This window comes from Paracoccus bogoriensis, from assembly GCF_019431455.1.
Classification (GTDB): Bacteria; Pseudomonadota; Alphaproteobacteria; order Rhodobacterales; family Rhodobacteraceae; genus Paracoccus; species Paracoccus bogoriensis.
In genome coordinates this window covers 65,633-91,511 of record NZ_JAHYSR010000002.1, presented here as the reverse complement: position 1 = coordinate 91,511, position 25,879 = coordinate 65,633, and the positions used below count along the sequence as shown (strand labels likewise).

Below are 25,879 nucleotides of genomic sequence, written 5' to 3'. Positions count from 1 at the left end.
CGTTCAGGGCTGCGCCGTGACCACGCGGGTATCCCAACCCTGGCACAGCCGCATCAGGTCGGGCGGCAGCGGGCGGTCGGTGAACACGCAATCCAGTTCGGCCAACGACGCGATCCGGGCGGGGGCGCTGCGCTTGAGCTTGGAATGATCCACCGCCAGAAAGGTCCGGCGCGACTGGCGCAGGATGGTCTGGCTGACGCCGACCTCCTGGATGTCGAAATCCAGCAGATCGCCGTCGCGGTCCAGCGCCGAGCAGCCGATCACCGCCAGATCAAACTTGAACTGCCGGATCGTCTCGGCGGCAAGGGTGCCGACCAGCCCGCCATCCGACCGGCGCAGATTGCCGCCCGTGACGATCACTTCGCAATCGGGATTGGCGGCCAGGATATTGGCGACATTCATGTTGTTCGTGACAACCAGCATGTTGCGATGGCCCAGCAATTCGCGGGCGACGGCCTCGGTGCTGGTGCCGATGTTCAGAAACAGCGAAATGTTCTCGGGCACCTCTGCCGCGCAGGCCCGCGCGATGGCGGTCTTGGCGTCCTTGTTCAGGGCGCGACGCTCCTCATAGCCGATATTGCTGACGCCGGATGGCAGGATCGCGCCGCCATGAACCCGTTCCAGCCGCCCGGCCTCGGCCAGTTCGGTCAGATCGCGCCGGATCGTCTGCAAGGTCACGCCGAAATGCGCCGCCAGGGATTCGACTGTCACCTTGCCGTCGCGGCGAGCGATTTCCAGGATTTCGGGCTGGCGAAAGGATTGGGACATGCGCGCTCCGATCAGGTTGACCAGATGTGCCATGTTCGATTCGTCCGCGCAAGTTGTTCGTCTTTATCCAGAACGAACATAAGAAGCGCGCCTGCACACCCTCAACGCAATGCACAAGATCGGCTTTTCGGAACTGAAAGACGAAAAATACCAACCTTGTCAGTGACTTCATAATCGAACAAAAAAGAAAATAAACATCTTTCCTTTTCGCGCGAGCTGGGTCATGATCGCTTAAGCGTGCAAGACGACGAGGCTGGGATGACAGATGGCAGCACCCGGGACATCACCGATCTCTTCGTGATCGGCGGTGGCATCAATGGCTGCGGAATCGCCCGTGATGCGGCGGGGCGTGGCCTATCCGTCACCCTGGCCGAGATGGGCGATCTGGCGCAGGCGACCTCGTCAGCATCGACCAAGCTGTTTCACGGCGGCCTGCGCTATCTGGAATATTTCGAATTCAGGCTGGTCCGCGAGGCGCTGATCGAACGCGAGGTGCTGCTGCGCGCGATGCCGCATATCAGTTGGCCGATGCGCTTTGTCCTGCCCTATCACCCTGAGATGCGGTTTGACTCGGACACGCCCACGTCAAAGCTGCTGGGCGTGCTGATGCCCTGGATGAAGGGGCGCCGTCCTGCCTGGCTGATCCGGCTGGGCCTGTTTCTCTACGACAACCTGGGCGGCCGCAAGATCCTGCCCGGCACCACGACCCTGTCGCTGCCCGGCACGCCCGAGGGCGCGCCCCTCAAACCGCAGTTCCGGCGCGCCTTTGAATATTCCGATTGCTGGGTCGAGGATTCGCGGCTTGTGGTGCTGAATGCCCGCGATGCCGAGGCGCGCGGCGCCCGGATCCTGACCCGCACCCGCGTCCTGTCGGCCGAGCGTGAAAACGAACATTGGCGCGTCACGACGCAAGACAGCGAAACCGGCGAGACTCGGCAGCATCTGGCAAGGATGCTGGTCAATGCCGGCGGCCCCTGGGTCGGAGAGATCATCCAGACCAGAATCCGCCTGAACTCGACCGAGGGCGTGCGTCTGGTCCGCGGCAGTCATATCGTGACGCGTCGGCTTTACGACCACGACAAATGCTATTTCTTCCAGGGCACCGATGGGCGGATCATCTTCGCCATCCCCTACGAGACAGACTTCACCCTGATCGGCACGACCGATGCCGACCATGACGACCCCTCGCGCAGGCCGGAATGCACGCCAGAGGAACGCGATTACCTGCTGGCCTTCGCCAATCAGTATTTCGCGCGCCAACTTGGCCCCGAGGATGTCGTCTGGTCCTATTCCGGCGTGCGTCCGCTTTACGATGACGGGGCGCAAAGCGCGACGGCGGCGACGCGCGATTATACGCTCAAGGTGGACCGGAATGGCGGGGCGCCGGTGCTGAACGTCTTTGGCGGCAAGATCACGACCTATCGCCGTCTGGCGGAATCCGCGCTTGAAAAGATCGCGCCCTTCTTTCCGGGCCTGCCCGGCGCATGGACCAGGGGTGTGCCCCTGCCCGGCGGAGATTTCCCCGTCGATGCGGTGGGGCGGCTGGTCTGCGACCTGCGCGGCGCGCATCCGTTTCTCAGCGCGCCTTGGGCGCTGCGCCTTGTGCGCGCCTATGGCAGCGAGGCCGCGACCATCCTGAACGGCGCCCGTCAAGCCGCCGATCTGGGCCGCGACTTCGGCGCGACCCTGACCGAGGCCGAGGTGATCTGGCTGATGGAACGCGAATATGCCCGCAGCGCCGAGGATATCGTCTGGCGCCGCAGCAAGCTGGGCCTGCGGATGACGCCGGACCAGATCGACGCATTGAACGACTGGATGCGCGCCCGGCGGGGCGGCGCATCGGCTGCCGCCGAATAGGGCGGCAGTCAAGGGGAGGGGGAAACGACATGACATTGGAATTGAAAGGCGTCAGCAAGGTCGTCGAGGGGCAGGTGCATATCCACCCCACCGACCTGCGCCTTGAGAAGGGCACGATGAACGTGCTGCTGGGACCGACGCTGTCGGGCAAGACATCCTTGATGCGGCTGATGGCGGGGCTGGATCGCCCCGCGCAGGGCCGCGTGATCTGGCAGGGCCAGGACGTGACCGGGATGCGCGTTCAGGACCGGCAGGTCGCGATGGTCTATCAGCAATTCGTCAACTACCCGGCGATGACGGTCTATGAGAACATCGCCTCGCCCCTGCGGTTGATGGGGGTCTCGCGCCCCGAGATCGACCGCCGCGTCCGCGAGGCGGCCGAGCTGATGCGCCTGACGCCGATGCTGACACGCAAGCCGCTGGAATTGTCGGGCGGCCAGCAGCAGCGTTGCGCGCTGGCCCGCGCGCTCGTCAAGAATGCCGGGCTGGTCCTGCTGGACGAGCCCCTGGCCAACCTCGACTACAAGCTGCGCGAGGAGTTGCGCGTCGAGATCCCTCGCATCTTCGAGGCATCGGGCGCGATCTTCGTCTATGCCACGACCGAACCCGAAGAGGCGCTGCTGCTGGGCGGCAATACCGCGACCCTGTGGGAGGGCCGCGTGACGCAATTCGGCCCGACCCCGCAGGTCTATCGCCAGCCGGTCGATGCGACAACGGCGCGGGTCTTCAGCGATCCGCCGATGAACTTTCTGCCGGTGCGTCTGGCGCAGGGGCGCCTGTCCTATGGCGACAGCCACGCGGCGGCGGGCGCGCTGGCCGGGCTGCCTGATGGCGCCTATCTGGCGGGTTTCCGGCCCAATCACCTGCATCTGCACCAGCCCTCGGCCGATGCGATCCGCTTCGACACGCGGCTGGTCGTGACCGAACTGACCGGGTCCGAAACCTTCATCCATCTGGACCATCACGGCGCGCGGTGGGTCGGGCTGATCCACGGCGTCCACGATCTGGCGCTGGACGCCGCCCTGCCCGTCTGGCTGGAGCCGCGCCACATCTATGTCTTCGCCGAGGATGGCCGTCTGGTCACCCCCGCCCCCTATGCCCTTGCAGCCTGAGAGGTTCGGAGGATGGCAAAGATCTCGCTGGTCAACCTGGCCCATTCCTATCTGCCCCAGCCCAAGGGCCCCGATGATTTCGCGCTGAAAGAGCTGAACCACGATTGGGAGGACGGCGCCGCCTATGCGCTGCTTGGCTCGTCGGGCTGCGGGAAATCGACGCTGCTGAACATCATCTCGGGGCTTCTGGTGCCGTCGCAGGGGCGCATCCTGTTCGACGGCGTGGACGTGACCCGCGCGCCGACGGCGGAACGCAACATCGCCCAGGTGTTCCAGTTCCCGGTCGTTTACGACACGATGACCGTGCGCGACAATCTGGCCTTTCCGCTGCGCAATCGCGGCCGCCCGGAAAGCTATGTCGCCGAGCGCGTGACCGAAATCGCCCGCATGATCGGCATGGAGCACATGCTTGACCGCAAGGCGCGCGGCCTGACCGCCGATGCCAAGCAGAAGATCAGCCTTGGCCGCGGCATGGTCCGCAAGGATGTGAACGCGCTTCTGTTCGACGAACCGCTGACCGTGATCGACCCGCATATGAAGTGGGAATTGCGCACACAGTTGAAGAAGCTGCACCACGATTTCGGCCATACGATGATCTATGTCACCCATGATCAGACCGAGGCCCTGACCTTCGCCGACAAGGTCGTGGTCATGTATGACGGCCGCGTCGTGCAGATCGGCACGCCCGAGGAATTGTTCGACCGTCCCGAGCACACCTTCGTGGGCTATTTCATCGGCTCGCCAGGGATGAACCTGCTGCCGGCCGAAGTGTCGGGCCGTCAGGCGCGCATTCCGGGCGGCGTCACCACGCTGGCGGGCGATTATCGCGGCCTGTCGGGCAAGGTGCAGCTGGGCATCCGCCCCGAACATCTGCGGCTGACCGCCGATGAGGGCCTGCCCGTCACCATCCGCCGGATCGAGGATGTGGGCCGCCACCGCATCATCCGCGCTGACCTGGGCGGGCACGACATCAACATCATCGCCCCTGAGGATCAAGCCATCACCCCCGAAATGGGGCGCGTGCGCCTGGATCCGCTTCGGGTCAACATCTACGCCGACGATTGGCGCGTGGCAGCCGCCTGACGCGCGCCAAGGGGGAGGGGGAAAACATGGAAAAGACCGTCAATCACAAGGCCTGGTTCCTTGTTCTGCCGGTGTTGATGCTGGTCGCCTTCTCGGCGGTGATCCCGCTGATGACGGTGGTGAACTACGCCTTTCAGGACACGTTCGGCAACAACGTCTTCTTCTGGCACGGCCTGGGCTGGTTCGAGGATCTGCTGCATTCCGACCGGATGTGGAACGCCTTGTGGCGCCAGCTGGCCTTTTCGGGGATCATCCTTGCGATCGAGATCCCGCTTGGCGTCTTCGTCGCGCTGAACATGCCCAAGCGCGGGGTCTGGGCCAGCGTGGTGCTGGTCCTGATGTCGCTACCGCTCTTGATCCCGTGGAACGTGGTCGGCACGATCTGGCAGATCTTCGGCCGCGTCGATATCGGGCTTCTGGGCTATGCGCTGAACAGCCTGGGCATCAATTACAACTACACGCAGAACCCTGCCCATGCCTGGGCCACGGTGATCGTGATGGATGTCTGGCACTGGACCTCGCTGGTGGCGCTGCTGGCCTATGCCGGGCTGCAATCCATCCCCGACGCCTATTACCAGGCCGCCAGAATCGACCAGGCCAGCCGCTGGAAGGTGTTTCGCCATATCGAACTGCCCAAGATGGCCGGCGTGCTGATGATCGCCACTCTGCTGCGCTTCATGGACAGCTTCATGATCTATACCGAGCCCTTTGTCGTGACAGGGGGCGGGCCGGGCAGCGCGACCACCTTCCTGTCGATCGACCTGGTCAAGATGGCGCTTGGCCAGTTCGACCTTGGCCCCGCCGCCGCGTTCTCGCTGATGTATTTCCTGGTCATCCTGCTGATTTCTTGGGTGTTCTATACCGTGATGACCAATCTGGACAAAAGGGGGTGACGCCATGGCCGACCTGACTGCAACCGCCGCCGCCACGCCCCGCAGCCGCAGCCGCACCCTGCCGCGCGTCAGCGCAAGCGCCATTGTCATCGGACTTTACCTGCTGTTTCTGATGCTGCCGATCTACTGGCTTCTGAACATGAGCCTGAAGACCAATGCCGAGATCACCGGCACGTTCAGCCTGTGGCCGCAGAACCTGACCTTTCAGAATTACGTCACGATCCTGACCGATCCCACTTGGTATATGGGCTATGTGAACAGCCTGATCTACGTGGTGATGAACACGGTGATTTCGGTCACGGTGGCCCTGCCGGCGGCCTATGCCTTCAGCCGCTATCGCTTCATGGGCGACAAGCACCTGTTCTTCTGGCTCTTGACCAACCGCATGGCGCCGCCTGCGGTCTTTGCGCTGCCCTTCTTTCAGCTCTATTCCTCAGTGGGCCTGTTCGACACCCATATCGCGGTGGCGCTGGCGCATTGCCTCTTCAACGTGCCGCTGGCGGTGTGGATCCTGGAAGGCTTCATGCGCGGCGTGCCCAAGGAAATCGACGAGACCGCCTATATCGACGGCTACAGCTTTCCGCGCTTCTTCGTGAAGATCTTCATGCCGCTGATCTCGTCGGGGATCGGGGTAGCGGCGTTTTTCTGCTTCATGTTCTCGTGGGTCGAGCTGTTGTTGTCGCGCACGCTGACCAGCGTGAACGCAAAGCCGATCGCGGCCACGATGACGCGCACGGTTGGCGCGTCGGGGATCGACTGGGGCGTTCTGGCCGCGGCCGGCGTCCTGACCATCATTCCCGGCGCATTGGTGATCTATTTTGTCCGCAACTACATCGCCAAGGGCTTTGCCCTGGGCCGCGTGTAACGGAGGCCCGCTATGTCCTGGATGGCATGGACCCAACCCACCGCGATCTTCTTCATCATCATCGCCCTGCTGCTGGTCACCTTCACGGTGCTGGCGATCCGCTTCCCCGAGACGCCGCGCCGCGGCGTGCTGGGGATCGAGACGACGCGGGGCGACCGCCTGTTCATCACGCTTCTGGGCTCGGCCTTCATCAACCTGGCCTGGCTGGGGGTGATGGGGGCGGCGATGCAGCCCTGGGCGCTGCTGATCTGCCTTGTCTATGCCGCTGCCGTATTCCGGTGGGTGTGACAAGGTCGGGATGGCCGGGTGTGAGGGGCCCGGCCATCCGTCAAGACTGACCTCGACGGTTCACAGGGAGGGAAAGATGAACCTGAAACTTATGTCCACCACGGCGGTCCTGCTGGCTCTGACCGGCCCCGCCTTCGCCGATATCGAGGCCGCGCGCGCGTTCCTCGATGCCGAGATCGGCGACCTCTCGGTCCTGACCCGCGAGGAGCAGGAAGCCGAGATGCAGTGGTTCATCGACGCGGCCGAGCCTCTGCGCGGCATGTCGATCAATGTGGTGTCGGAAACGATCACCACCCACGAATACGAAGCCCGCGTCCTGGCGCCAGCCTTCACCGCCATCACCGGCATCCAGGTCACCCATGACCTGATCGGCGAAGGCGATGTCGTCGAGAAGCTGCAAACCCAGATGCAGACCGGCGAGAACATCTATGACATGTATATCAACGACGCGGATCTGATCGGCACCCATTGGCGCTATCAGCAGGTCCGCAACATCACCGACTGGATTGCAGGCGAGGGCGCGGATTTCACCAACCCGAACCTGGATCTGGACGATTTCATCGGCCTGGCCTCGGCCACCGGTCCGGACGACAAGCTTTACCAACTGCCGGTCCAGCAATTCGCCAACCTCTACTGGTTCCGCCACGACTGGTTCACCGATCCCGAGATCATGGCCGCCTTCCGCGAGGAATACGGCTACGAACTGGGCGTTCCCGTGAACTGGTCCGCCTATGAGGACATCGCCAAGTTCTTCACCGGGCGCGAGATCGACGGCCAGACGGTCTGGGGCAACATGGATTACGGCAAGAAGGATCCGTCGCTGGGCTGGCGTTTTACCGATGCCTGGATGTCCATGGCCGGGATGGGCGACAAGGGCGAACCCAACGGCTTTCCGGTCGATGAATGGGGCATCCGCGTCAACGAAAACTATCAGCCCGTGGGCTCCTGCGTGGCGCGCGGCGGGGCGACCAACAGCCCGGCCGCCGTTTATGCGATCGAGAAATATATCGACTGGCTGAAGAACTACACGCCCCCTGCGGCGGCGGGCATGACCTTTTCGGAAGCCGGGCCTGTCCCCGCTCAGGGCAACATCGCCCAGCAGATGTTCTGGTACACCGCCTTTACCGCCGACATGGTCAAGGAAGGTCTGCCGGTCGTGAACGAGGACGGCACACCGAAATGGCGCATGGCGCCCTCGCCCTATGGCGCCTACTGGGAAGAGGGGATGAAGGTCGGCTATCAGGATGTGGGCTCGGCCACGTTGATGAAATCGACCCCGGTGGATCGCGCCCAGGCCGCCTGGCTTTACGCGCAGTTCATCGTGTCCAAGACTGTGGACACGAAGAAAAGCCATGTCGGCCTGACCTTCGTGCGCGACAGCTCGATCCGTCACGACAGCTTCACCGAACGCGCGCCGAAGCTGGGCGGACTGGTCGAGTTCTATCGCTCGCCCGACCGCACACGCTGGTCTGATACCGGCCTGAACGTGCCGGATTACCCGCGTCTGGCGCAGCTGTGGTGGCAGAACATCGGTGACGCCTCGTCGGGCGCCAAGACCGCGCAAGAGGCGCTGGACGCGCTGTGCGAGCAGCAGGAAGCCGTGCTGGAGCGTCTGCAGCGTTCGGGCGTTCAAGGCGATCTGGGCCCGGTCCTGAACGAGCCCGAGGATCCGCAGGTCTGGCTGGACCGCGAAGGCGCGCCGAAACCCAAGCTCGAGAACGAAAAGCCCGAACCGGTGACCATCGCCTATGAAGAACTGATCCAGCGCTGGCAGCAATAAGCCCTGCGCGATAGGCTTGGGGCGCGGTTGTCCGCGCCCCTTTTTCAGCCCGCCCCGAGGAAGACCATGACCCATATCCTTGCCATCGACCAGGGCACGACCTCGTCCCGCGCGATCCTGTTCGACGCCGACATGACTGTCCGCTCCAGCGCGCAAGAGGAATTTCCGCAGCATTTCCCCCGCTCCGGCTGGGTCGAACACGACCCCGAGGATCTGTGGGCGACCGTTGCCGCCACCTGCCGCGCGGCCATCGAAAAGGCCGGCAATCCGCCCATCGCCGCCATTGGCATCACCAACCAGCGCGAAACCGTCGTGGTCTGGAACCGCCAGACCGGCAAGCCGGTTCACAACGCCATCGTCTGGCAGGACCGCCGCACCGCCGAATTCTGCCGCGAACTGGAAGCGGCCGGCCATGGCGACATGATCACCGCCCGCACCGGCCTGCTGGTCGATCCCTATTTCTCGGCCACCAAGGTCAAGTGGATCCTCGATCATGTCGAGGGCGCGCGTGCCGCCGCCGAGGCGGGCGATCTGGCCTTTGGCACCGTGGATAGCTGGCTGATCTGGCGGCTGACCGGCGGGGCGGTCCATGCGACCGACGCGACCAATGCGGCGCGCACGATGCTTTACGATATCCACAAGGGCCGCTGGTCGGCGACCATCTGCGACCTGTTCGGCATCCCGCAATCCATGCTGCCCGATGTGCGCGATTGCTCGGCCGATTTCGGAACGACCCGGCCCGATCTCTTCGGCCGCCCGATCCCGATCACAGGCGTCGCGGGCGACCAGCAGGCGGCGACCTTGGGCCAGGCCTGTTTCCAGCCCGGCATGATGAAATCGACCTATGGCACGGGCTGCTTTGCCCTGCTGAACACCGGCGACACGCCCGTCGTCTCCAGCCAGCGGCTGCTGACGACCATCGCCTATCAACTGGACGGCAAGCCGACCTATGCGCTGGAAGGCTCGATCTTCATCGCGGGCGCGGTGGTGCAATGGTTGCGCGACGGGCTCAGGATCATCCGCGAGGCACGCGAGACGCAGCCTCTGGCCGAAAGCGCCGATGAAAGCCAGCGCGTGATCCTTGTCCCGGCTTTCACCGGGCTGGGCGCGCCCTACTGGAAGCCCGAATGCCGGGGTGCGATCTTCGGGCTGACGCGCAATTCCGGCCCCGCCGAACTGGCCCGCGCCGCGCTGGAGAGCGTGGGCTTCCAGACGCTGGACCTGCTGGAGGCGATGCGCGCCGACTGGCAGGGCGACGGCCAAACCGCGCTACGGGTCGATGGCGGGATGGCGGCCTCGGACTGGGCCATGCAATTCCTTTCGGACATCATCGGCGCACGGGTGGACCGCCCCCGCATCACCGAGACCACCGCCCTGGGCGCGGCCTGGCTGGCCGGACAGCAGCAGGGGATCTATCCCGATGCCGCTGGCTTCGCGCGCTCATGGGCGCTGGAACGCAGCTTCGAGCCGCAAATCTCGGCCGAACTGCGCGCCAAGCGCCGGGATGAATGGCGCCGCGCAATTCAGGCCACAATCGGCGTCTGTTCCTGACCCGCCATCGCGCGGGACTGGGAATGTCTGCGATACCCCAGGCACAGCAATGCAGCCGTGCAGGTATCTCCGCGCTCCAGAGGCCCGATTGGATTGACCAAGGCCAGTCTTGGCCAGCCGCCTGGTCATCGAGCGTATTCTTGCACCCGCCATTCCGAAAGTCGATAGCCGCCTCGGCCCGCAAAGGCCTGACGCGTGACGCGGGGGGGGGCGACAAAAATCCCACTTGCCTTTCACACCTGCGCCTGTGCTGATCAGGCCGCAAGAGCCCGCCAGGACAAACATCATGGATCAGGTCCACAGCGTCAACGATGTCATGATCCTCGGCGCAGGCGGGACGGGCTTTTCCTGCGCGCCTATCCTGGCCGCGCGCCGGCGCCGATGCCGCTGGAATTGCTTGACGCAGGGGACGGCTGGCATGATGTCCAGGCCGTCGGCCCGAGCCCGCTGGCCCGCGCATGAGTGAGGAAGATGACCATATCGGCCGCGCGGTCCCTTCGAGTCGGCTGTCCCGCGCCTTGCGGATGGGGGCGCTGGCGGGCGGGATCGGGGGCAGGGCGCTGGTCTCGGGCATGGCGCGGCTGGCGCAGGGCGAACGACCGCGTGCGCAGGATCTGCTGATGACGCCAGCCAATGCGATGCGGCTGGCCGATCAATTGTCGCGGATGCGCGGTGCGGCGATGAAGATGGGGCAGCTTCTGTCGATGGATGCAGGCGATTTCCTGCCGCCCGAACTGACGCAGATCCTGTCGCGGCTGCGCGCCGATGCCGAGCCGATGCCACCGCGGCAGTTGCGGGCCCAGCTTGATCGCGCCTGGGGCGAGGGCTGGCTGCCGCGTTTTCAGCGGTTCCAGACGCGGCCCATCGCCTCGGCCTCGATCGGGCAGGTGCACCGCGCGCAGACCAGGGACGGGCGCGATCTGGCGATCAAGGTGCAATATCCCGGCATCCGCGCCAGTATCGACAGCGACATCGACAACCTTGCCCTGCTGCTGCGGATGCCGGGCCTGCTGCCCAAGGGGATCGACCTGCCGCCCCTGCTGGACGAGGCTCGCGCCCAGCTGAAGGCCGAGGCCGATTACGAACACGAGGCCCGCCAGATGCTGCGCTACGCCGAGGCGCTGGCCGGGCGGCCCGAATTCCTGCTGCCCCGGCCCGACCCGGAATTCACCCGCCGCGACGTGCTGGCGATGGATTTCATCGAAAGCCGCCCCATCGAGACGTTGGCCGACGAGGCTCAGCCCGTCCGGGATCGCGCCGCCCATGCCCTGGCCCGCCTGGTGCTTGAGGAATTGTTCAGCTTCAACCTGATGCAAACCGATCCGAATTTCGCCAATTACCGCTGGCAACCGGACAGCCGTCGGCTGGTTCTGCTGGATTTCGGCGCGACGCGCAGTTTCTCGGACCATGTCGGCCCGCAATATCGCCGCCTGCTGCGCGCCGCCTTGCAGGACGACCGCAAGGCCATCGACGAGGCCGCCATCGCCATCGGCTATTTCCGCGAGGATACCCAGCCCGCGCACAAGGCGCTGCTGCTGGACATGATGGAACTGGCCTTCGGCCCCTTGCGCCGTCAGGGCCTGTTCGACCTGGCCGGCACCGACATCCCGCAGCGCATCGCCGAAATGGTGATGAAGATTACTCAAAGCCGCGACCGGGCCGAGATGCCCCCGCCCGAGATCCTGTTCCTGCACCGCAAGTTCGGCGGGCTCTACCTGCTGCTGGCGCGGCTGCGCGCGCGTGTCGATCTGGGCGCGCTGGTCGCGCCCTACAGCGATCAGTAATCGCGCCCGAAGAACACGCCGAGGCTGCTGCTGCCGTCGCTGCCGACCGAACCCCGCGCCCGCAGGCTTTGCGTGATGTCCAGGTTCAGGTTGATCGTGCTGCGTCCGCTTTCCCCGACCGAGACATCGGTATAGACGTTCTCGCTCAGGTAGCGGCCCGCGCGCAGTTCGACATTGCCGTCGGCATCGGTCGTCAGGTCCAGATCGTCCAGCCCCGCGCTGTCACGCAGGTTGCCGATGATCCCCGCCCCGCCGCGCCCAGCCAGCACCGCGACCGCATTGGCCAGCTGCGCCGCCTGAAGGGGCGTGATCGTGTCGAGGCCCCGCCCGAACAGAAGCTGGGACAGAACCTCTTCCTCGGGCAGTTCGGGCGAGGATTCGAACCGGATATCGGGCTCGCGCAACTCTCCGTCGATCACGATGCGGGTGGTGATCCCGTCGCGCTGCGTTTCGGCCACAAGGCGAATGACCGGGATCAGGCTGCCCTGCAATTCGATCAAGCCCTCGGTCAGGTTGAAGCGGTTGCCCAGCAGATCGACGCGGCCCCGGATCAGCTGCAGATTGCCGACCGGCACGACATTGCGCGATGTGCCCTGCACCAGAAAGCCGCCGCCCAGTTCGGCATCGACACCGCGACCGCGCACAAAGACGCGGTTCGGCGCCTCGATGGACAGGTTGAGACGCGGCGGATTGCGCGCCGGAACCGCAGGTGGACCCGCCAGCCCCGCGGCCGCGGCGGCCGGGCTGGGATAGCCCTCCAGCCCCGCGCGGGCGCGCGTGGCGCGCACCGGAGGTCGCTGGTTGCCGACATGGCGGATGTCGGGAATGCCCCGCGCGCCGCCAAGCCCGGTCGAGGGGATGCGGATTTCGGTCTCGTCCAGGACGATCCGCCCCGAGACCAGCGGCCCCGCCGCCAGGTTGCCAGAGATGCGGAGCGCCCCGTCCAGGCGCGTCTCGTAAAGGTTCGGATCGCGTAGCACCGCCCGGTTCAGGCCAACCGACAGATCCAGCGCGCCGCCTTGCAGATCGACGGGGCCGGACACCGAGATACTGCCGCCCGCGGCGAAACCGCCACCCCCGTCCAGCCGAAGCCGACCGTTCTGAAAAGCCGCGACCAGATTGACCCCCTCAAGCCGGATGCCCAACCCCGGATCGGACAATTGCCCCTGCGACAGGGCGACCTGCCCCGACAGCGATTGCAGCGCCAGGGGTCCGGTCAGGCGCAGGTTGATCGCCAGCGGCCCCGACAGGCTGCGGGTCCGCAGCGTGGTATTGGCGAGCGCGGAATCCGCCCGTCCGGTGATGGCCAGATCGGCCGATTGCCCATTGCGCGCCGCCACGCCCGCGATGCGCAAATCCACGCTGCCCGGCGCGGTGGCATTCAGGTCCATGACCAGATTGGCCCCATCCTCGCGCAAGGTGCCGCGCAAAGTCGCGGGGCCGGGAAATTCCGGAACGATCAACCCCAGATTGGCAAGCCGCCCGTCCAGCAGAAGCCCCGTGGCCGGATCGCCGCTGGCCTCGATCGTTACCTGCGGGTTACGAAGCTGCAAGCGTTGCAGGCTGAGCCCCGCCGCATCCTGCCGTGCCGCCAGATCAAAGACCGTCTGCCCCGTCAGGACCGGATCGACGCGCGGCTGTCCGACGCGCAGGCCGCTGGCATTGCCGTTGGCGGTGATCAGACGTTGCCCGCCCTGATCCAGCACCCGTGCCTGGGCCTGAAGTGCGCCTGCGATGCCATTGCCCAGAAAGCGCAGGTCGCCTGCCGCGATGGTCGCGGCAAGGTCCGTCGCGCCGTCGCCAAGCTGGCCCGTCGCATCGACCTGAAGCCGGGGATTGCTGATCCGCGCGGTCTGCAAGGACAGCACGCCTTCGGCCTCGGTCGCCTCCAGCGTCAGCTGCGTCTCACCGGCCAGCGCGCCATCGACCTGCGCCTGTCCAAGCGCCAGATCGCGGCCCGTGCCTCGCAGGCTGAGCCGCCGGATGCCGTCGCCCGCCTCGCGGAACGTGCCTGTCGCGGTCAAGGCGCCGCGCCAACCGGGGCCGAATGGCGCAAGCGTATCGACCTGAAGCTCGGCGGCCAGATCCGTGACCCCCTCGCCGACCTGCCCCGTCGCCGTGGCGCGCAACTGGTCATTCGTGATGCGGACATCGCGCAGGGTCAGGACGCCCTCGGCCTGATCGGCCAAGACGCGCAGATCGGTGCGCCCGGTCAGCGCGCCATCCACATTGCCCTGTCCGAACGACAGGTCGGTGCCTTGGCCGGTCAGGTCGATGATGCGGCGGCCGTTCTCATCGGTCAGGCGGGCGCGGGCGGCCAGCGCGCCGCTCCAGCGCGGGTCCAGGGCTGACAGGCTGGGCAGGGCGATATCGGCGGTCGCGTCCAGCGCGCCCTTGGCAAAGACCCCCTCGCCCGAGGCGGTGATCTGCGGATTGGCGAAGCGGAAGCTGTCCAGCTGATAACCGTCCGGCGTCTGGCCCGCGATCAGCGTCAGGTTCGTCATGCCCGCCAGCGCGCGGTCCACCGCGTCGATGCCGATACGCAGGTCCATCGTCTCGCCCGAGACGGTCAGGCGGCGTTGGCCGCTTGGGCCGTTCAGCCGCGCCTCGGCCATGAGGCTGCCGCCGAAATCGGGATCGGCCTCGGCCAGCGAGGGCATCGAGATCTGCGCGACCAGATCGCTGGACAGGCTGTCGATCCGCCCCGATGCGTCCAGCGTGACGCGGGCGGCGGACAGGCTGAGTTCCTCGACCTCGATCCCGGTCTCGTCGCGCCGGATCTCGACCACGATATCCGAGCCGCCGCCCAGCAGGCGGTCAAGCTGGGGCTGGTCCAGTGTCAGATCCGTCGCGGTGATGCGCGCATCCAGGTCAAAGGCCCGGTTCAGCACGATATAATAGCCGTTCAGCTCTGCCTCGGCGCTGCCGGTCAGATCGCGATCGGCCAGCAGCGACAGCCGCGACAGATCCTGGTGGCGCGCCGTCACATCGACCGACAGCGTGATGCCGCTGGCCAGACCCGCGACAAGAAAATCGCCGTTCACGCCGAAATCGGCCCCGTCCAGACGCACGTCATGGATATCCAGCACGTTGCCCGGCGTGAAATTGAACCGCGCGCGACCCCGCACCTCGTCGCCCACTGCCTGGGCCAGTCCGGCATCGGCAAAGGCCAGCCCCGCCGCACCAAAGGACAGCCCGCCCGTGACCTCGACCAGGGCGCCATCATCCAGCACAATCTCGCCGCCGCCATCCAGCAGAAGCTGGCCGATCATCAGATTGCCCCGGTCCACCTGCCCGACCCGCCCCGTCAGGGTCCAGCCCTGACCCTCGGCCGCGTCATAGGACAATTGCAGCCGCCCGGAATCGACCGTCGTTCCGGCATCGGCGAAGGGCAGGGGAACCGGCAGGACCGGCGCATTCGCGTCGCGGCCCAGAAGAATCTGCAATTCCGCAAGCTGCGGCGCGTTCTGATCGTTCGTCGAAAGCGAGCCGGTCACACTCAGCGCCTCGGTCTGCAGGCTCAGCTGCGGCAGCTCGATCCGGCCCGTCTCGGCGCGCCAGCCCTCGGCCTGCAGCCGCGTGTCGCGGCCGAAGAACACGCGATCGTCGGGGCGCAGAAGCGAGGCGACATCGCCCCCGATCTGCACCGAGAACGCGGTTCCGGGGGTGCCGGTCTCGTCAGGGCGCTCATTGGCGCTGATCCGGCCGGTGATCCGGGGCTGGCCGTTGGTGGCCAGCCGGATATCGGCGGCGAAATCCGACAAGGGCCCCTCGCCGCTGATCTGCGCGGTCAGGGCGGGGCGCTCGTAAAGGTCGATCAGGTTCGCCAGGATGCCATTCGCGGCCTCGTCCAGCGCGAGGTTCAGCCGCAGGATGCGCGTCTCGTTGGAAAAGGCGCTGTCCAGCACGAATTGGCCGCGCGGCCCGTCCAGCCGGGTGACGTTCAGCTGCGTCTCGCCCTCGCCCCCCTCCAGGCTCATGGCCCCGTCGATCCGCAAGGCAGCCTCGATTCCGATGACCGCTTCGCCCAGGGCGACGCGCTCGGCGCGGATCTGTTCGATATTCACGGCAACAGGCAGTTCAGGCAAGGCAAAGACCGGAGCCTCGGCCTGAATTGCGCCGTCCTCGCCAGCGGGCAGGCGGGGCAGAAGGATCTCGCGCGCGGTCAGTTCCGCGATCTCGATGCGGCGCCGCAAGAGGGCGCTGCGGTTCCACTGGATCGCACCATCGCGGAGCGTCAGCCAGACGCCGTCATCATCGGCAATCCGCATCTCCGAAAAGGTCGCGCGGGATGACAGGGCGCCCTGGAAGCCCTCGATCACGACGGTCCGTCCGGCGCCCGACAGGCTGCGTTCCAGAAGCCCGGTCAGAAAGCCGCGATCATCCTCGATCTCGGCGGAAAGTTCGGCGGCGCTCTGCGCCAGAACGGCCAACGGAAAGATCAGGCCAAAGACCAATATCCACAAGCGCCGCATCAGAAAGCCTGCCCAAGTCCAAGGTAAAACTGAACACCGCTGCCGGTGTCGCCCGCGACCGGCCCGGCCACGTCGAAGCGCAGCGGCCCGATGGGGGTGTCATAACGCAGGCCGATTCCGGCGCCGGCATGATCGCGCTCGATCCCGTCGAAGCCGCCTTGGGACCAGACGCGCCCGTAATCGGCGAAGGCGACCATGCCGATCCGGTCGCGCACCTGAAAGCGCAGTTCGGCCGTGGCGTTGGCCAGGCTCATGCCGCCGGTGCGAATGGTCTCACCAGTCATGCGGGTGGTGATCACATCGGCGCCAAGACTTTGATAAGGCTGCCCCCGGACCGAGCCGCCGCCGCCCGAATAGAACAGGAAGCCGCGCGGGGTGCGGCGGATGTCGCTGCCCAGGATCGTGCCGAGCCGTCCGCGCGTGGCCAGCGTGAAGCGGTCGTTTTCCCCGAACGAGACATAGGCCCGCCCCTCGCCAAGCGCGCGCAAGCCGGAATCGGTGTCGTCGAAGCCATGGAACGGCATGATCTCGGCGCTGAGCCATGTGCCGCTTCTGGCGTTGTTCGGCTCGTCCCGGCGATCCCAGATCACATCCGAGGGCAGCGCCAGGACGCGGAAATTCGTGCGGCCATTGGCGTCGAAGACGCGGCTGATGCGGTATTGCCCGGCGATGCCGGCGGTCAGGCGGTCATTGAAGATGTGGATAAAGCCCAAGGACTGGCTGGCGCTGTCCTCGCTGTAATCCTCTTCGCGCATCCGAGCGATGTCGGTTTCGACATAGCCAGTCGTGTCGGCGGTGATCGTCGCGGGCCGGTCGATCCGCAAGGTCAGCTGGTCGTCGCGGTCGCTGGTGGTCGAGCCGATATCCTTGACCCTGCCCTCGATCCTCAGCCTTTCGCCCCCGCCCAGCAGGTTGCGATGCATCCAGTAGGCCGAGACCAGAACCCCGTCCGTGTTCGAGATCTCGAAGCCCGCGCCGATGCGGCGGGGGCGCTGTTCGATCACCGTCAGGTCCACGTCGAGGATATTGCCCTGCCGCAGGTCGTCGGCCTCAGTCAGGGTGATCGAGGAAAAGATACCGGTGCGGCGCAGGCGGCTGCGGACGGTGTCAAGATCCTCGGGGTCGAAGGGCTGGCCCTCGGGGAAGCCCGCGATCTTTCGCAGGCGCCGTTCGTTCAGGCGCTGATTGCCGCTGACCTGCAACTGGCCGAAGCGCACGGCGGGGCCAGGATTCAGCGCGATGCGGCTGTCCACCGTGGCGCTGTCGTGCTGGGCGGTGATCTCCTGGCTGGCGATGTCGGCCTTGGCATGGCCCGCGCTGCGCCAGCCAGCGACGCCTGCCAGGGCTGCGCGGCGGATCGTGCCCGTGCCGGCCACCTCGCCCGCCGCATAGCCGTCGGGAATGTCGCTGCCCGGCGCGACCGGTGCGATCTGGGCGCGCGAAAAGCGGAAGCGCGGGCCGGGATCCACGGCGATAACCGCCCGGCGCACCAGGTCTGGCGCATCCAGAGGTGCGACCTCGGCGGCCTCGATCCCATCCAGGGTAATGCTGATGTCGCCCGCGTAATAGCCTTCGTCATAAAGCACGCCCAGGATACGCGCATAATCCGCCCGCGCCGCCGCAAGGATGTCCTGACCCGAGATCCGATCCTCGGCCAGCGCGCCCGCGATCAGAGAGGTGTTGCGAAAGGCGCGTTCCAGCCCCGCATCGCCGCCGGTCACGGTGATGTCAAGCACGACCGGACCTTCCCCATCGCGACCGAAGAGGCCGGAAAAGGGCCACGAAGATTGTGCACGTGCATCGCCCGCCACAAGGCCCAGACCTGCCAGCACAGTCGAAACCGCCAGCACCATTCCCAGAATTCGCCGCATCACCCTGCCCGCCCGTTTCTTCTTGGGACCGATTGAAACAGGATCAGCCCGTGAAATCCAGCAATTCCACGGCGAAAAGGCGGCTTCTTGCTTAACCTTCGTGCGGCATCAACCGGGCTGGGTCAGCGCCGCCAGACAGCCATGCAGCGCCGCCATATCGTCGCGGATCAGGAAAACCGGCGCGTTTTCCGGGATGTGGCGCATATGGGTCTTGGACAGGAAGGCCAGGGTGAACCGATCCATCCGGCCCGCGATGCTGCGCCCGACGCTGCCCGCAAGGAACAGCCCCTCCAGCGGCATGAAGCGCAGGGCCAGTTCCCGGCACAAAAGCCCGACCAGCTCGGCGAAGAAATCATAGGTCTCGTTCGCGGCCGCATCGCCCGCCTCGGCGGCGGCGGCGATCTGCTCGCTGCGGACAGGCTCCAAGCCCGTCATTGCCGCGTGTAGCCGCGACAGGCCGCGCCCCGCAAAGGTCTCTTCGGTCGAGAAGAATCCGGCAGCGGCTTCGGCGCCGACGCGGTCGATCAGGCGCGCCATGATGTTGGCGGGCAGGTGGGTGTGACCCTCTTCGGCCTCCAGCGCGGTGATCGCGCCGCCGGGCAGCACGCGGACTGCGCAGACGTTGAAGCCCGTGCCCAGCCCGACGACCAGCGCCTGACCGTTGCGGGCGCGATCTTCGGGGGCGGGGCGCAAGACCGAAAGACCCTCGCCCTTCAGCGCCGGGGTCGCATAGCCAAGCGCGGTCAGATCATTGATCAGCCGCACATGGTCGGCATCGGTCAGCCGCGCCAAGTTCTGTTCGTCAAAGGACCAGTCGCGGTTCGTCAGCGAGGCGCGACCCCCGCTGACAGGCCCGGCGACCGCAATGCAAAGCGACGAGATATGGGGCTGGTGCTGCTGCGCCATGAAGCGGCGCACGACATCGTCGAAACTGGCGAAATCGTCACCCTTGAAGCGCGTCACCGTCGTCTGGTCGATCACGCCGTTGCGCGCAATCGCCAGACGGGCATTGGTGCCGCCCACATCGCCCAGTAGCATCGCCATCGCCGGTCCCTCTCAGTTCAGCCTCTGGCCATCCTTAGGCGAGAAATACGACACTTTCGAGAGGTCGAATGCCAGCGGAAAGGGCTGGCGCGCCTGAACCGCGCTTTCCGCACGCAGCCGCGCCGTGACCGGCTTGCCGCCCAGATGGGTGACGGCAAAGGTGTCGGCGCCTGCGGGTTCGACGATCTCGATCAGCACGTCGCTGCTTGCAGCCTGCGCGGTTCCGGGAAGATGGGCATTGCCCGTCGCCTCGTGAATATCCTCGGGACGGACACCCAGGACGATCTCGGTCGGCAGGTCGCGGGCCACCGGATCGACGATGACCAAGGGCGCATCGCCGGGGCGGTCGATCTCGATCCGCGTCTGTCCGCCCTCGGCGCGGGCGCGGGCCGGGATCAGGTTCATCGCCGGACTGCCCATGAAATCGGCCACGAACATGTTGGCGGGCTTGTTGTAGATCTCGGCCGGGGTGCCGATCTGCTGGATCACGCCGCCTTTCATCACCACGATCCTGGTGGCCAGGGTCATCGCCTCGATCTGGTCATGGGTGACATAGACGATGCTGGCGTTCAGATCCTGATGCAGCTTCTTGATCTCGGTCCGCATCGAGACGCGCAGCTTCGCATCCAGGTTGGACAGCGGCTCGTCGAACAGAAACAGCGCGGGGTCGCGGACCAGGGCGCGGCCCATGGCGACGCGCTGGCGCTGGCCGCCCGACAGCTGGCCGGGCTTGCGGTTCAGAAGCGGCTCGATCTGCAATTGCCGCGCGACCTCGGCCAGCTTGCGTTCCTGCGTGGCCTTGTCCACGCCGCGGACCTGCATCCCGAAGGTGATGTTCCTGGCCACGCTCATCGTCGGGTAAAGGGCGTAGGACTGAAACACCATCGCGATGTCGCGATCCTTGGGGCTGACGCCCGTCACGTCGCGGCCGGCGATGCGGATCGTGCCGCCGGTGATCGGCTCGAGCCCGGCGATGCAGTTCAGCAAGGTGGACTTGCCGCAACCCGAGGGCCCCACCAGAACCAGGAAATCGCCCGGCTCGATCGAGATATTGATGTCGTGCAGAATGTGGGTGTCGCCATAGGCTTTCTGCAGGTGTTCGATTTCGAGAATGGGCATGGCTTATCCCTTGACGCTGCCGGCGGTCAGGCCGCGGATGAAGTATTTGCCGGCGACGACATAGACCAGAAGCGTGGGCAGGGCCGCGATGATCGCAGCCGCCATGTCCACGTTATAGGCTTTGACGCCGGTGGTGGAGTTGACGATGTTGTTCAGCGCGACGGTCACGGGCTGGCTGCCCGGCCCGCTGAACGACACGCCGAAAAGAAAGTCGTTCCAGATCTGCGTGAACTGCCAGATGACCGAGACGGTGATGATCGGCAGCGAGAGCGGCAGGAAGATCGACCAGAAGATGCGGAAGAACCCCGCGCCATCGACCTTGGCCGCGCGGACCAGCTCCTGCGGGATGGTGACATAGTAGTTGCGGAAGAACAGCGTTGTGAAGCCGATGCCGTAGATCACATGGACGAAGATCAGCCCCGGGATGGTGCCCGCCAGCCCCATGAATCCCAGCATCTGCGCCATGGGCAGCAGCACGACCTGGAAGGGGATGAAGCAGCCGAAGAGGATCATCGCGAAGAACAGGTTCGCGCCCTTGAAGCGCCATTGAGCAAAGACATAGCCGTTCAGGGCACCGATCACGGTCGAGATCGCGACCGCTGGCACGGCCATCAGAACGCTGTTCCAGAAGAAGGGTCGTAGCCCCTCGCACTGGGTGCCCGCGCAGGCGGTGGACCAGGCCTCGGCCCAAGGGGCAAAGGTGATCTCGCGCGGCAGGGCCAGAAGGCTGCCGGTGCGGATTTCCTCCAGGCTTTTCAGCGAGGTGGTCAGCATCACGAACAGCGGCATCAGGTAGAAGGCCGCGAACAGGATCAGGATGCCGTAAAGGCCCCAACGCAGGACGGTGTTACTGGTCACGGCGCGGCCTCAATTCGCTGTAGAGATAGGGAACCACGATGGCGAAGACGACCATCATCATGATCATCGCGCTGGAGGCCGCCTGACCCAGATCGCCGCGCGAAAAGGCCATGGCATACATGTAGGTCGCGGGCAGATCGGTGGCATAGCCGGGGCCGCCTCCGGTCAGGGCGATGACCAGGTCGAAGGCCTTGATCGCCAGATGCGCCAGCACGATGAAGGCCGACAGGAAGATCGGCGCCATGGTCGGGATGATGATCGCCGAATAGATGCGGTGGGTCGGGATACCGTCCACCTGGGCGGCGCGGATGATCTCGGTATCGACCGAGCGCAGTCCCGCCAGGAACAGCGCCATCACGAAGCCCGATGCCTGCCAGACGGCGGCCAGGACGATCGTGTAGATCGCCATGTCGGGCCGGATCAGCCAGTCGAAGGTGAAATTCTCGAATCCCCAGCCGCGCACCATCTCCTGCAAGCCCAACCCGGGGTTGAGGATCCATTTCCACGCCGTCCCCGTCACGATCAGCGACAGCGCCATGGGATAGAGGTAGATCGTCCGCAAGACGCCCTCGGCCCGGATCTTCTGATCGAGAAGGATCGCCAGCACGAGGCCGATGACCATCGAGAACAGAATGAAAAGTCCACCGAAGATGAACAGGTTGTTCATCGCCACATCCCAGCGCGGGGCGGCGAAAAGGCGTTCATACTGGATGAAGCCGTCCAGTTCGTAGCGCGGCATCAGCCGCGAGCGGGTAAAGCTGATCCAGGCGGTCCAGGCGATGAAGCCATAGACGAAGACCAGGATTGCCACGAAGGACGGCGCCAAGACCAGCTTGGGCACGTTGCGTTCAAGCCATTCCATGTCAGGCATCCCCAAAGAAAAAGCCCCGCGCCAAGGGCCGTGCGGCATGGCGCGGGGCAGTCGGGCCGGGATTACATCGCGTTGGCGACGGCGTCGGCCAGTTGTTGCACGGCGTCATCCGACGACATGTCGCTGTTGAAATGCGCGGTTACGACATCGGTGATCGCACCGGCCTGCGCACCACGCAGCGCCATGCCGTGGGCATAGCTGGGCAGCAGCGAACCGTCCTGGGCGCCCGCATTCATCGCCTCGGCCGAGGCGACGGCGCAGCTGTCGAACTCGTCCAGCGCCACGTCGGTGCGTGCCGGGATCGAGCCCTTGTTCAGGTTGAAGGTCTTCTGGAAGTCCTTGCCCATGATCAGACGCGCCAGAAGGGCCTGACCCTGCTGCTTGTCGTCGCCATCCACGTTGAAGAAGGCGAAGCTGTCCACGTTGTAAAGGAAGCCGTTGCCGGGCGTCTGCGCACAGACGAAATCGGTGCCGGGTTCCTTTCCGGCCGCCAGAAACTCGCCCTTGGCCCAGTCCCCCATGATCTGGAAGGCGGCCTCGCCGTTCATGACCATGGCGGTGGCCAGGTTCCAGTCGCGACCCGAGAAGTTCGGATCGACATAGCCGCGAATCACGCGCATCTGGTCAAAGACCTGCTTCATCGTGTCCGAGGTCAGCGCCTCGGGGTCCAGATCGACCAGCGCCTGCCGGAAGAATTCCGGCCCTCCGATGCCCAGAACGACGGTCTCGAAGACGGTGGCGTCCTGCCAGGCCTGACCGCCATGGGCCAGGGGCGTGACACCGGCCTCTTGCAGCTTCTCGGCAGCGGCGTTGAATTCCTCCCAGGTGGTCGGCATCTCGATGCCGTGCTCGTCCAGGATCTGCTTGTTGCCCCAGATCCAGTTGACGCGGTGCACGTTCACCGGCGCGGCGCACCACTTCCCTTCGCATTTCATGTGCTCGGCAATCTGGGCAGGCAGGACATCGGCCCAGCCGTTCTCTTCGGCCACGGCACTGATGTCGGCAAGGCCGGTTTCCTCATACCATTCCTGAATCGCCGGGCCTTTCAACTGCACGGCGGTCGGCGCATTGCCCGACAGGACGCGGGCGCGCAGGGCGGTCATCGCCGCGTCGCCGCCGCCGCCCGCCACAGGCATGTCGGTCCAGGTGCCACCCTCGGCGGCGAATTGCTCCTGCAGGACGGCGACCGAGCGGGCCTCGCCGCCCGAGGTCCACCAATGCAGCACTTCGGCCTGCGGATTGGCCAGCACAGGGCCAGCCATCATCACGGCGGCCGAGGCCGCCAGAACGGTTTTCAGCGTCATGGATCCTCCCAGATCTTCCGGTGCAGGGGCCTTGGCCCTGCCTGATGAGGAAAATGCCGAAAAACCGGGCTTTCGTGCAATGCATGGCGGCCATGCAACTGGCAGATTTCGCGGCGCTTCGTTACATACTGTTACAAAAACCGCGCGACCCTGCCATGACGATCCGCCGAGGGGGAACCGAATGAGCCTGCATCGTCTGCTGCTGGTCGAGGACGACGCCGACATGGCCGCCATGATGGCCGCCTATCTGCGACGGCAGGGGCTGCATGTCACGCTGGCCGACAGCCGCGCGGGCGCTTTGGCGGCGCTGAAATCAGGGCGGGTGGATCTGATCCTTCTGGATGTTTCCCTGGGCCGGGACGACGGCGTCGCCTTGTGCGCCGAGATCCGCGCCGCGCAGGACGTGCCGATCATCATGGTCAGTGCCCTGTCGGCTGATCATCAGCGCATGGCCGGATACGCGGTCGGCGCCGACGATTACATCGCCAAGCCATTCAACCCCGACCTGCTGCTGGCGCGCATCCGGGCGGTTCTGCGCCGGGCGGGCAGGGCGCCCAGCCTGATCCACCGCCGCCGCGACAGCGTCCTGCGCTTCGGCGGCTGGCGCTATGACGCACGGCGCGACGAGGTGACGGCGCCGGGCGGCTGGCAGGTCACGTTGTCGGCGCGCGAAACCGCGCTGCTGCGCGTCTTTCTGGCCAATCCGCTGATCCCCCTGACCCGCGAAGAGATCGCCGCCGCCCTTGATGATGACGAGGCCGCCGAGGGCCGGGCGATCGACATGCTGGTCGGCCGTCTGCGGCAAAAGACAGATGCCAGCCTGATCAGAACCGAACGCGGGGTCGGCTATGTGCTGGCCGCCGACGTGACCCGGGCGGATGACTAGGCGGCCCAGCCTGCGGCTTCTGGCCAGCCTGTGGGTCGTGCTGGCGATGCTGGCCGGGGCCGGCGCGGCCTGGCTGTGGACCTCCAGCGATGCCGCATGGCGCGATCACCTGTCGCGGGCCTATGTGACGGGGCTGGCGCTGCATGACAGCCTGCTGAACGGCGGGCCGACCCCGCCCGGCACGACGCTGACCCCGCTGCGCGAGCCACCTCCGCTGGCACCTGGCTGGCACGAGACGGTGCTGACGCTGACCGGCGGCGGGCGGCCTGACCTGTCGCAGGGGCTGCGCCTGTCGATCCGCGTTCATTCGCCCGACATCCAGTATCCTGTGGCGCGGGTTCAAAGCCTGGGCGGGACCGGGCAGGCGGCGGGGCTGGCCTCGGTCACGCGGACGCTGGCGCAATTCTGCAGCCAGCCGCAGCTTTATGTGCAGACAGGATCGGGGCCCTGGATCCGGGTGGACGGGGCTCCGGTCTGGGGCTGCGATGCGGCCCCTGCGGACAGGCGCCTGCTGGCCGGGGCGGTGGCGATCGGCGCGCTGGTCGCGCTTCTGGGCTGGGTGGCCGAGGTGTCGGGCGCCTTTTCGGCCTTTGCCGCCGCGCTGCGCGACCACCGCGCCCGCAGTGCCGACCTGCCCGTGAGCGGCGTCGAGGAATTGCGCCAGACCGCCGAGGCCGTGAACGCCTATGTCGCGCAGGACCGCGCCGCGCTGGAAAACCGGGCGCTGGTCCTGTCGGCGGTCAGCCACGATCTGGGCACGCCCGCCACCCGGTTGCGCCTGCGCAGCGCGCTGATCGAGGACGAAGCCCTGCGCGCCCGGCTGGAACACGACATTGACGAGATGACCAGCATGATCGACGGCGTGCTGACCTATACCCGCGCCGAGATCGGCGCCGAGCCGTTCCGCCAGATTTCTCTGACCTCGCTGGTCGAGGCGGTCGTGGCCGATTACCAGGATGTCGGCCTGCCGGTGACGCTGCGCCTTGCACCGCCCCGCGCCGCGCCATCGGGCACGCTGTTCGCCCGCGCGATCACCCGGCCCCTGGTCGAGAACCCGGCCATCCTGATGCGCGCGCAGCCCACCTCGATCCGGCGGGCGCTGACGAACCTGATCGACAACGCGCTGAAATACGGCCATTCCGCCGATGTCACGCTGGAGGCCGATGCCGACGATGCCCGCATCAGTGTGATTGATCGCGGCTCGGCCCTGTCCGATACGGACCTGGCGCGCCTGACCGGCGCCTTCCAGCGCGGCGAGAATGCCGAGGGTGCAAGCGGGGTCGGTCTGGGCCTTGCCATCGTCTCGACCGTGGCAGCGCAGCATGGCGGGCGGCTGGACTTCCTGCGCGAGGGACAGGGGCTGGTCGCGCGCCTGCATCTGTGCCGCAACTGGGCGTGACTGACCCTACGTCACCGGAACTGCCTTTCGGGCCCTTGCGTTTTTCGGCTGTCAATCCTGACCGAACGGCA

Annotated in this window: 19 protein-coding genes; 11 read left to right on the top strand and 8 right to left on the bottom strand. The window is 66.0% G+C overall.

The features are described from left to right. Positions 1 to 3: 3 nt before the first annotated feature. On the bottom strand, positions 4 to 768 hold the full coding sequence (locus KY389_RS01480; protein WP_219829021.1) for a DeoR/GlpR family DNA-binding transcription regulator: 765 nt from the start codon (positions 766 to 768) through the stop codon (positions 4 to 6). Positions 769 to 1,026: 258 nt separating this feature from the next. Here KY389_RS01480 and glpD point away from each other — a divergent pair, with 258 nt between their 5' ends. From glpD to KY389_RS01435, 9 genes are all read left to right on the top strand, one after another. Further along, positions 1,027 to 2,625 carry a glycerol-3-phosphate dehydrogenase gene (glpD, locus tag KY389_RS01475; RefSeq protein ID WP_219828950.1) on the top strand — a complete coding sequence of 533 codons (1,599 nt, stop codon included), beginning with the start codon at positions 1,027 to 1,029 and terminating at the stop codon, positions 2,623 to 2,625. Between the two features lie 29 nt (positions 2,626 to 2,654). Further along, complete coding sequence (locus tag KY389_RS01470; protein ID WP_219828949.1) at positions 2,655 to 3,737, top strand: ABC transporter ATP-binding protein; 1,083 nt, start codon at positions 2,655 to 2,657, stop codon at positions 3,735 to 3,737. Positions 3,738 to 3,749: 12 nt separating this feature from the next. Next, positions 3,750 to 4,820, top strand: a complete 1,071-nt coding sequence (locus KY389_RS01465; protein WP_219828948.1) for an ABC transporter ATP-binding protein — start codon at positions 3,750 to 3,752, stop codon at positions 4,818 to 4,820. Between the two features lie 26 nt (positions 4,821 to 4,846). Beyond that, the gene (locus tag KY389_RS01460; RefSeq protein ID WP_219828947.1) at positions 4,847 to 5,713 is read left to right on the top strand and encodes a carbohydrate ABC transporter permease; all 867 of its coding nucleotides are present in this window, start codon (positions 4,847 to 4,849) and stop codon (positions 5,711 to 5,713) included. A 4-nt stretch (positions 5,714 to 5,717) separates the two neighbouring features. Further along, entirely contained in the window at positions 5,718 to 6,578 is an 861-nt protein-coding gene (locus KY389_RS01455; protein WP_219828946.1) for a carbohydrate ABC transporter permease, read from the top strand. Between the two features lie 12 nt (positions 6,579 to 6,590). Further along, complete coding sequence (locus KY389_RS01450) at positions 6,591 to 6,866, top strand: DUF2160 domain-containing protein (RefSeq protein ID WP_219828945.1); 276 nt, start codon at positions 6,591 to 6,593, stop codon at positions 6,864 to 6,866. Positions 6,867 to 6,942: 76 nt separating this feature from the next. After that, entirely contained in the window at positions 6,943 to 8,646 is a 1,704-nt protein-coding gene (locus KY389_RS01445; protein ID WP_219828944.1) for an ABC transporter substrate-binding protein, read from the top strand. Between the two features lie 66 nt (positions 8,647 to 8,712). Further along, positions 8,713 to 10,197, top strand: coding sequence for a glycerol kinase GlpK (glpK, locus tag KY389_RS01440; RefSeq protein ID WP_219828943.1), 1,485 nt, complete (start codon positions 8,713 to 8,715; stop codon positions 10,195 to 10,197). A 458-nt stretch (positions 10,198 to 10,655) separates the two neighbouring features. Further along, the gene (locus KY389_RS01435; protein WP_219828942.1) at positions 10,656 to 11,981 is read left to right on the top strand and encodes an ABC1 kinase family protein; all 1,326 of its coding nucleotides are present in this window, start codon (positions 10,656 to 10,658) and stop codon (positions 11,979 to 11,981) included. On the opposite strand, the gene KY389_RS01430 is transcribed toward KY389_RS01435, so the two are convergent. The 7 genes from KY389_RS01430 to KY389_RS01400 form a co-directional block, all read right to left on the bottom strand. Then, complete coding sequence (locus KY389_RS01430; RefSeq protein WP_219828941.1) at positions 11,975 to 16,456, bottom strand: translocation/assembly module TamB domain-containing protein; 4,482 nt, start codon at positions 16,454 to 16,456, stop codon at positions 11,975 to 11,977. The genes KY389_RS01435 and KY389_RS01430 overlap by 7 nt on opposite strands. Beyond that, positions 16,456 to 18,327: an autotransporter assembly complex protein TamA gene (locus tag KY389_RS01425; RefSeq protein WP_219828940.1), complete on the bottom strand. Its 1,872-nt coding sequence runs from the start codon at positions 18,325 to 18,327 to the stop codon at positions 16,456 to 16,458. Before KY389_RS01425 ends, KY389_RS01430 begins: the two co-directional genes overlap by 1 nt. 108 nt (positions 18,328 to 18,435) lie before the next feature. Continuing rightward, the gene (locus tag KY389_RS01420) at positions 18,436 to 19,371 is read right to left on the bottom strand and encodes a glucokinase (RefSeq protein ID WP_219828939.1); all 936 of its coding nucleotides are present in this window, start codon (positions 19,369 to 19,371) and stop codon (positions 18,436 to 18,438) included. A gap of 12 nt (positions 19,372 to 19,383) precedes the next feature. Further along, positions 19,384 to 20,490 (bottom strand): ABC transporter ATP-binding protein, encoded by a 1,107-nt coding sequence (locus tag KY389_RS01415; protein ID WP_219828938.1) that lies wholly within the window; start codon positions 20,488 to 20,490, stop codon positions 19,384 to 19,386. 3 nt (positions 20,491 to 20,493) lie between these two features. Next, positions 20,494 to 21,348, bottom strand: a complete 855-nt coding sequence (locus tag KY389_RS01410) for a carbohydrate ABC transporter permease (protein WP_219828937.1) — start codon at positions 21,346 to 21,348, stop codon at positions 20,494 to 20,496. Then, the gene (locus KY389_RS01405) at positions 21,338 to 22,210 is read right to left on the bottom strand and encodes a carbohydrate ABC transporter permease (RefSeq protein WP_219828936.1); all 873 of its coding nucleotides are present in this window, start codon (positions 22,208 to 22,210) and stop codon (positions 21,338 to 21,340) included. Before KY389_RS01405 ends, KY389_RS01410 begins: the two co-directional genes overlap by 11 nt. Before the next feature lie 71 nt (positions 22,211 to 22,281). Continuing rightward, positions 22,282 to 23,523 (bottom strand): ABC transporter substrate-binding protein, encoded by a 1,242-nt coding sequence (locus tag KY389_RS01400; RefSeq protein WP_219828935.1) that lies wholly within the window; start codon positions 23,521 to 23,523, stop codon positions 22,282 to 22,284. 181 nt (positions 23,524 to 23,704) lie between these two features. Here KY389_RS01400 and KY389_RS01395 point away from each other — a divergent pair, with 181 nt between their 5' ends. Further along, positions 23,705 to 24,409, top strand: a complete 705-nt coding sequence (locus KY389_RS01395; protein ID WP_219828934.1) for a response regulator transcription factor — start codon at positions 23,705 to 23,707, stop codon at positions 24,407 to 24,409. Then, complete coding sequence (locus tag KY389_RS01390) at positions 24,402 to 25,808, top strand: sensor histidine kinase (RefSeq protein WP_219828933.1); 1,407 nt, start codon at positions 24,402 to 24,404, stop codon at positions 25,806 to 25,808. Before KY389_RS01395 ends, KY389_RS01390 begins: the two co-directional genes overlap by 8 nt. Positions 25,809 to 25,879 lie beyond the last annotated feature (71 nt).

What these genes read in the sequence shown, in the direction of transcription:
- KY389_RS01480 (WP_219829021.1), bottom strand. Translation starts at nt 768, where the DNA reads ATGTCCCAATCCTTTCGCCAGCCCGAAATCCTGGAAATCGCTCGCCGC.
- glpD (WP_219828950.1), top strand. Translation starts at nt 1,027, where the DNA reads ATGACAGATGGCAGCACCCGGGACATCACCGATCTCTTCGTGATCGGC.
- KY389_RS01470 (WP_219828949.1), top strand. Translation starts at nt 2,655, where the DNA reads ATGACATTGGAATTGAAAGGCGTCAGCAAGGTCGTCGAGGGGCAGGTG.
- KY389_RS01465 (WP_219828948.1), top strand. Translation starts at nt 3,750, where the DNA reads ATGGCAAAGATCTCGCTGGTCAACCTGGCCCATTCCTATCTGCCCCAG.
- KY389_RS01460 (WP_219828947.1), top strand. Translation starts at nt 4,847, where the DNA reads ATGGAAAAGACCGTCAATCACAAGGCCTGGTTCCTTGTTCTGCCGGTG.
- KY389_RS01455 (WP_219828946.1), top strand. Translation starts at nt 5,718, where the DNA reads ATGGCCGACCTGACTGCAACCGCCGCCGCCACGCCCCGCAGCCGCAGC.
- KY389_RS01450 (WP_219828945.1), top strand. Translation starts at nt 6,591, where the DNA reads ATGTCCTGGATGGCATGGACCCAACCCACCGCGATCTTCTTCATCATC.
- KY389_RS01445 (WP_219828944.1), top strand. Translation starts at nt 6,943, where the DNA reads ATGAACCTGAAACTTATGTCCACCACGGCGGTCCTGCTGGCTCTGACC.
- glpK (WP_219828943.1), top strand. Translation starts at nt 8,713, where the DNA reads ATGACCCATATCCTTGCCATCGACCAGGGCACGACCTCGTCCCGCGCG.
- KY389_RS01435 (WP_219828942.1), top strand. Translation starts at nt 10,656, where the DNA reads ATGAGTGAGGAAGATGACCATATCGGCCGCGCGGTCCCTTCGAGTCGG.
- KY389_RS01430 (WP_219828941.1), bottom strand. Translation starts at nt 16,456, where the DNA reads ATGCGGCGCTTGTGGATATTGGTCTTTGGCCTGATCTTTCCGTTGGCC.
- KY389_RS01425 (WP_219828940.1), bottom strand. Translation starts at nt 18,327, where the DNA reads ATGCGGCGAATTCTGGGAATGGTGCTGGCGGTTTCGACTGTGCTGGCA.
- KY389_RS01420 (WP_219828939.1), bottom strand. Translation starts at nt 19,371, where the DNA reads ATGGCGATGCTACTGGGCGATGTGGGCGGCACCAATGCCCGTCTGGCG.
- KY389_RS01415 (WP_219828938.1), bottom strand. Translation starts at nt 20,490, where the DNA reads ATGCCCATTCTCGAAATCGAACACCTGCAGAAAGCCTATGGCGACACC.
- KY389_RS01405 (WP_219828936.1), bottom strand. Translation starts at nt 22,210, where the DNA reads ATGGAATGGCTTGAACGCAACGTGCCCAAGCTGGTCTTGGCGCCGTCC.
- KY389_RS01400 (WP_219828935.1), bottom strand. Translation starts at nt 23,523, where the DNA reads ATGACGCTGAAAACCGTTCTGGCGGCCTCGGCCGCCGTGATGATGGCT.
- KY389_RS01395 (WP_219828934.1), top strand. Translation starts at nt 23,705, where the DNA reads ATGAGCCTGCATCGTCTGCTGCTGGTCGAGGACGACGCCGACATGGCC.
- KY389_RS01390 (WP_219828933.1), top strand. Translation starts at nt 24,402, where the DNA reads ATGACTAGGCGGCCCAGCCTGCGGCTTCTGGCCAGCCTGTGGGTCGTG.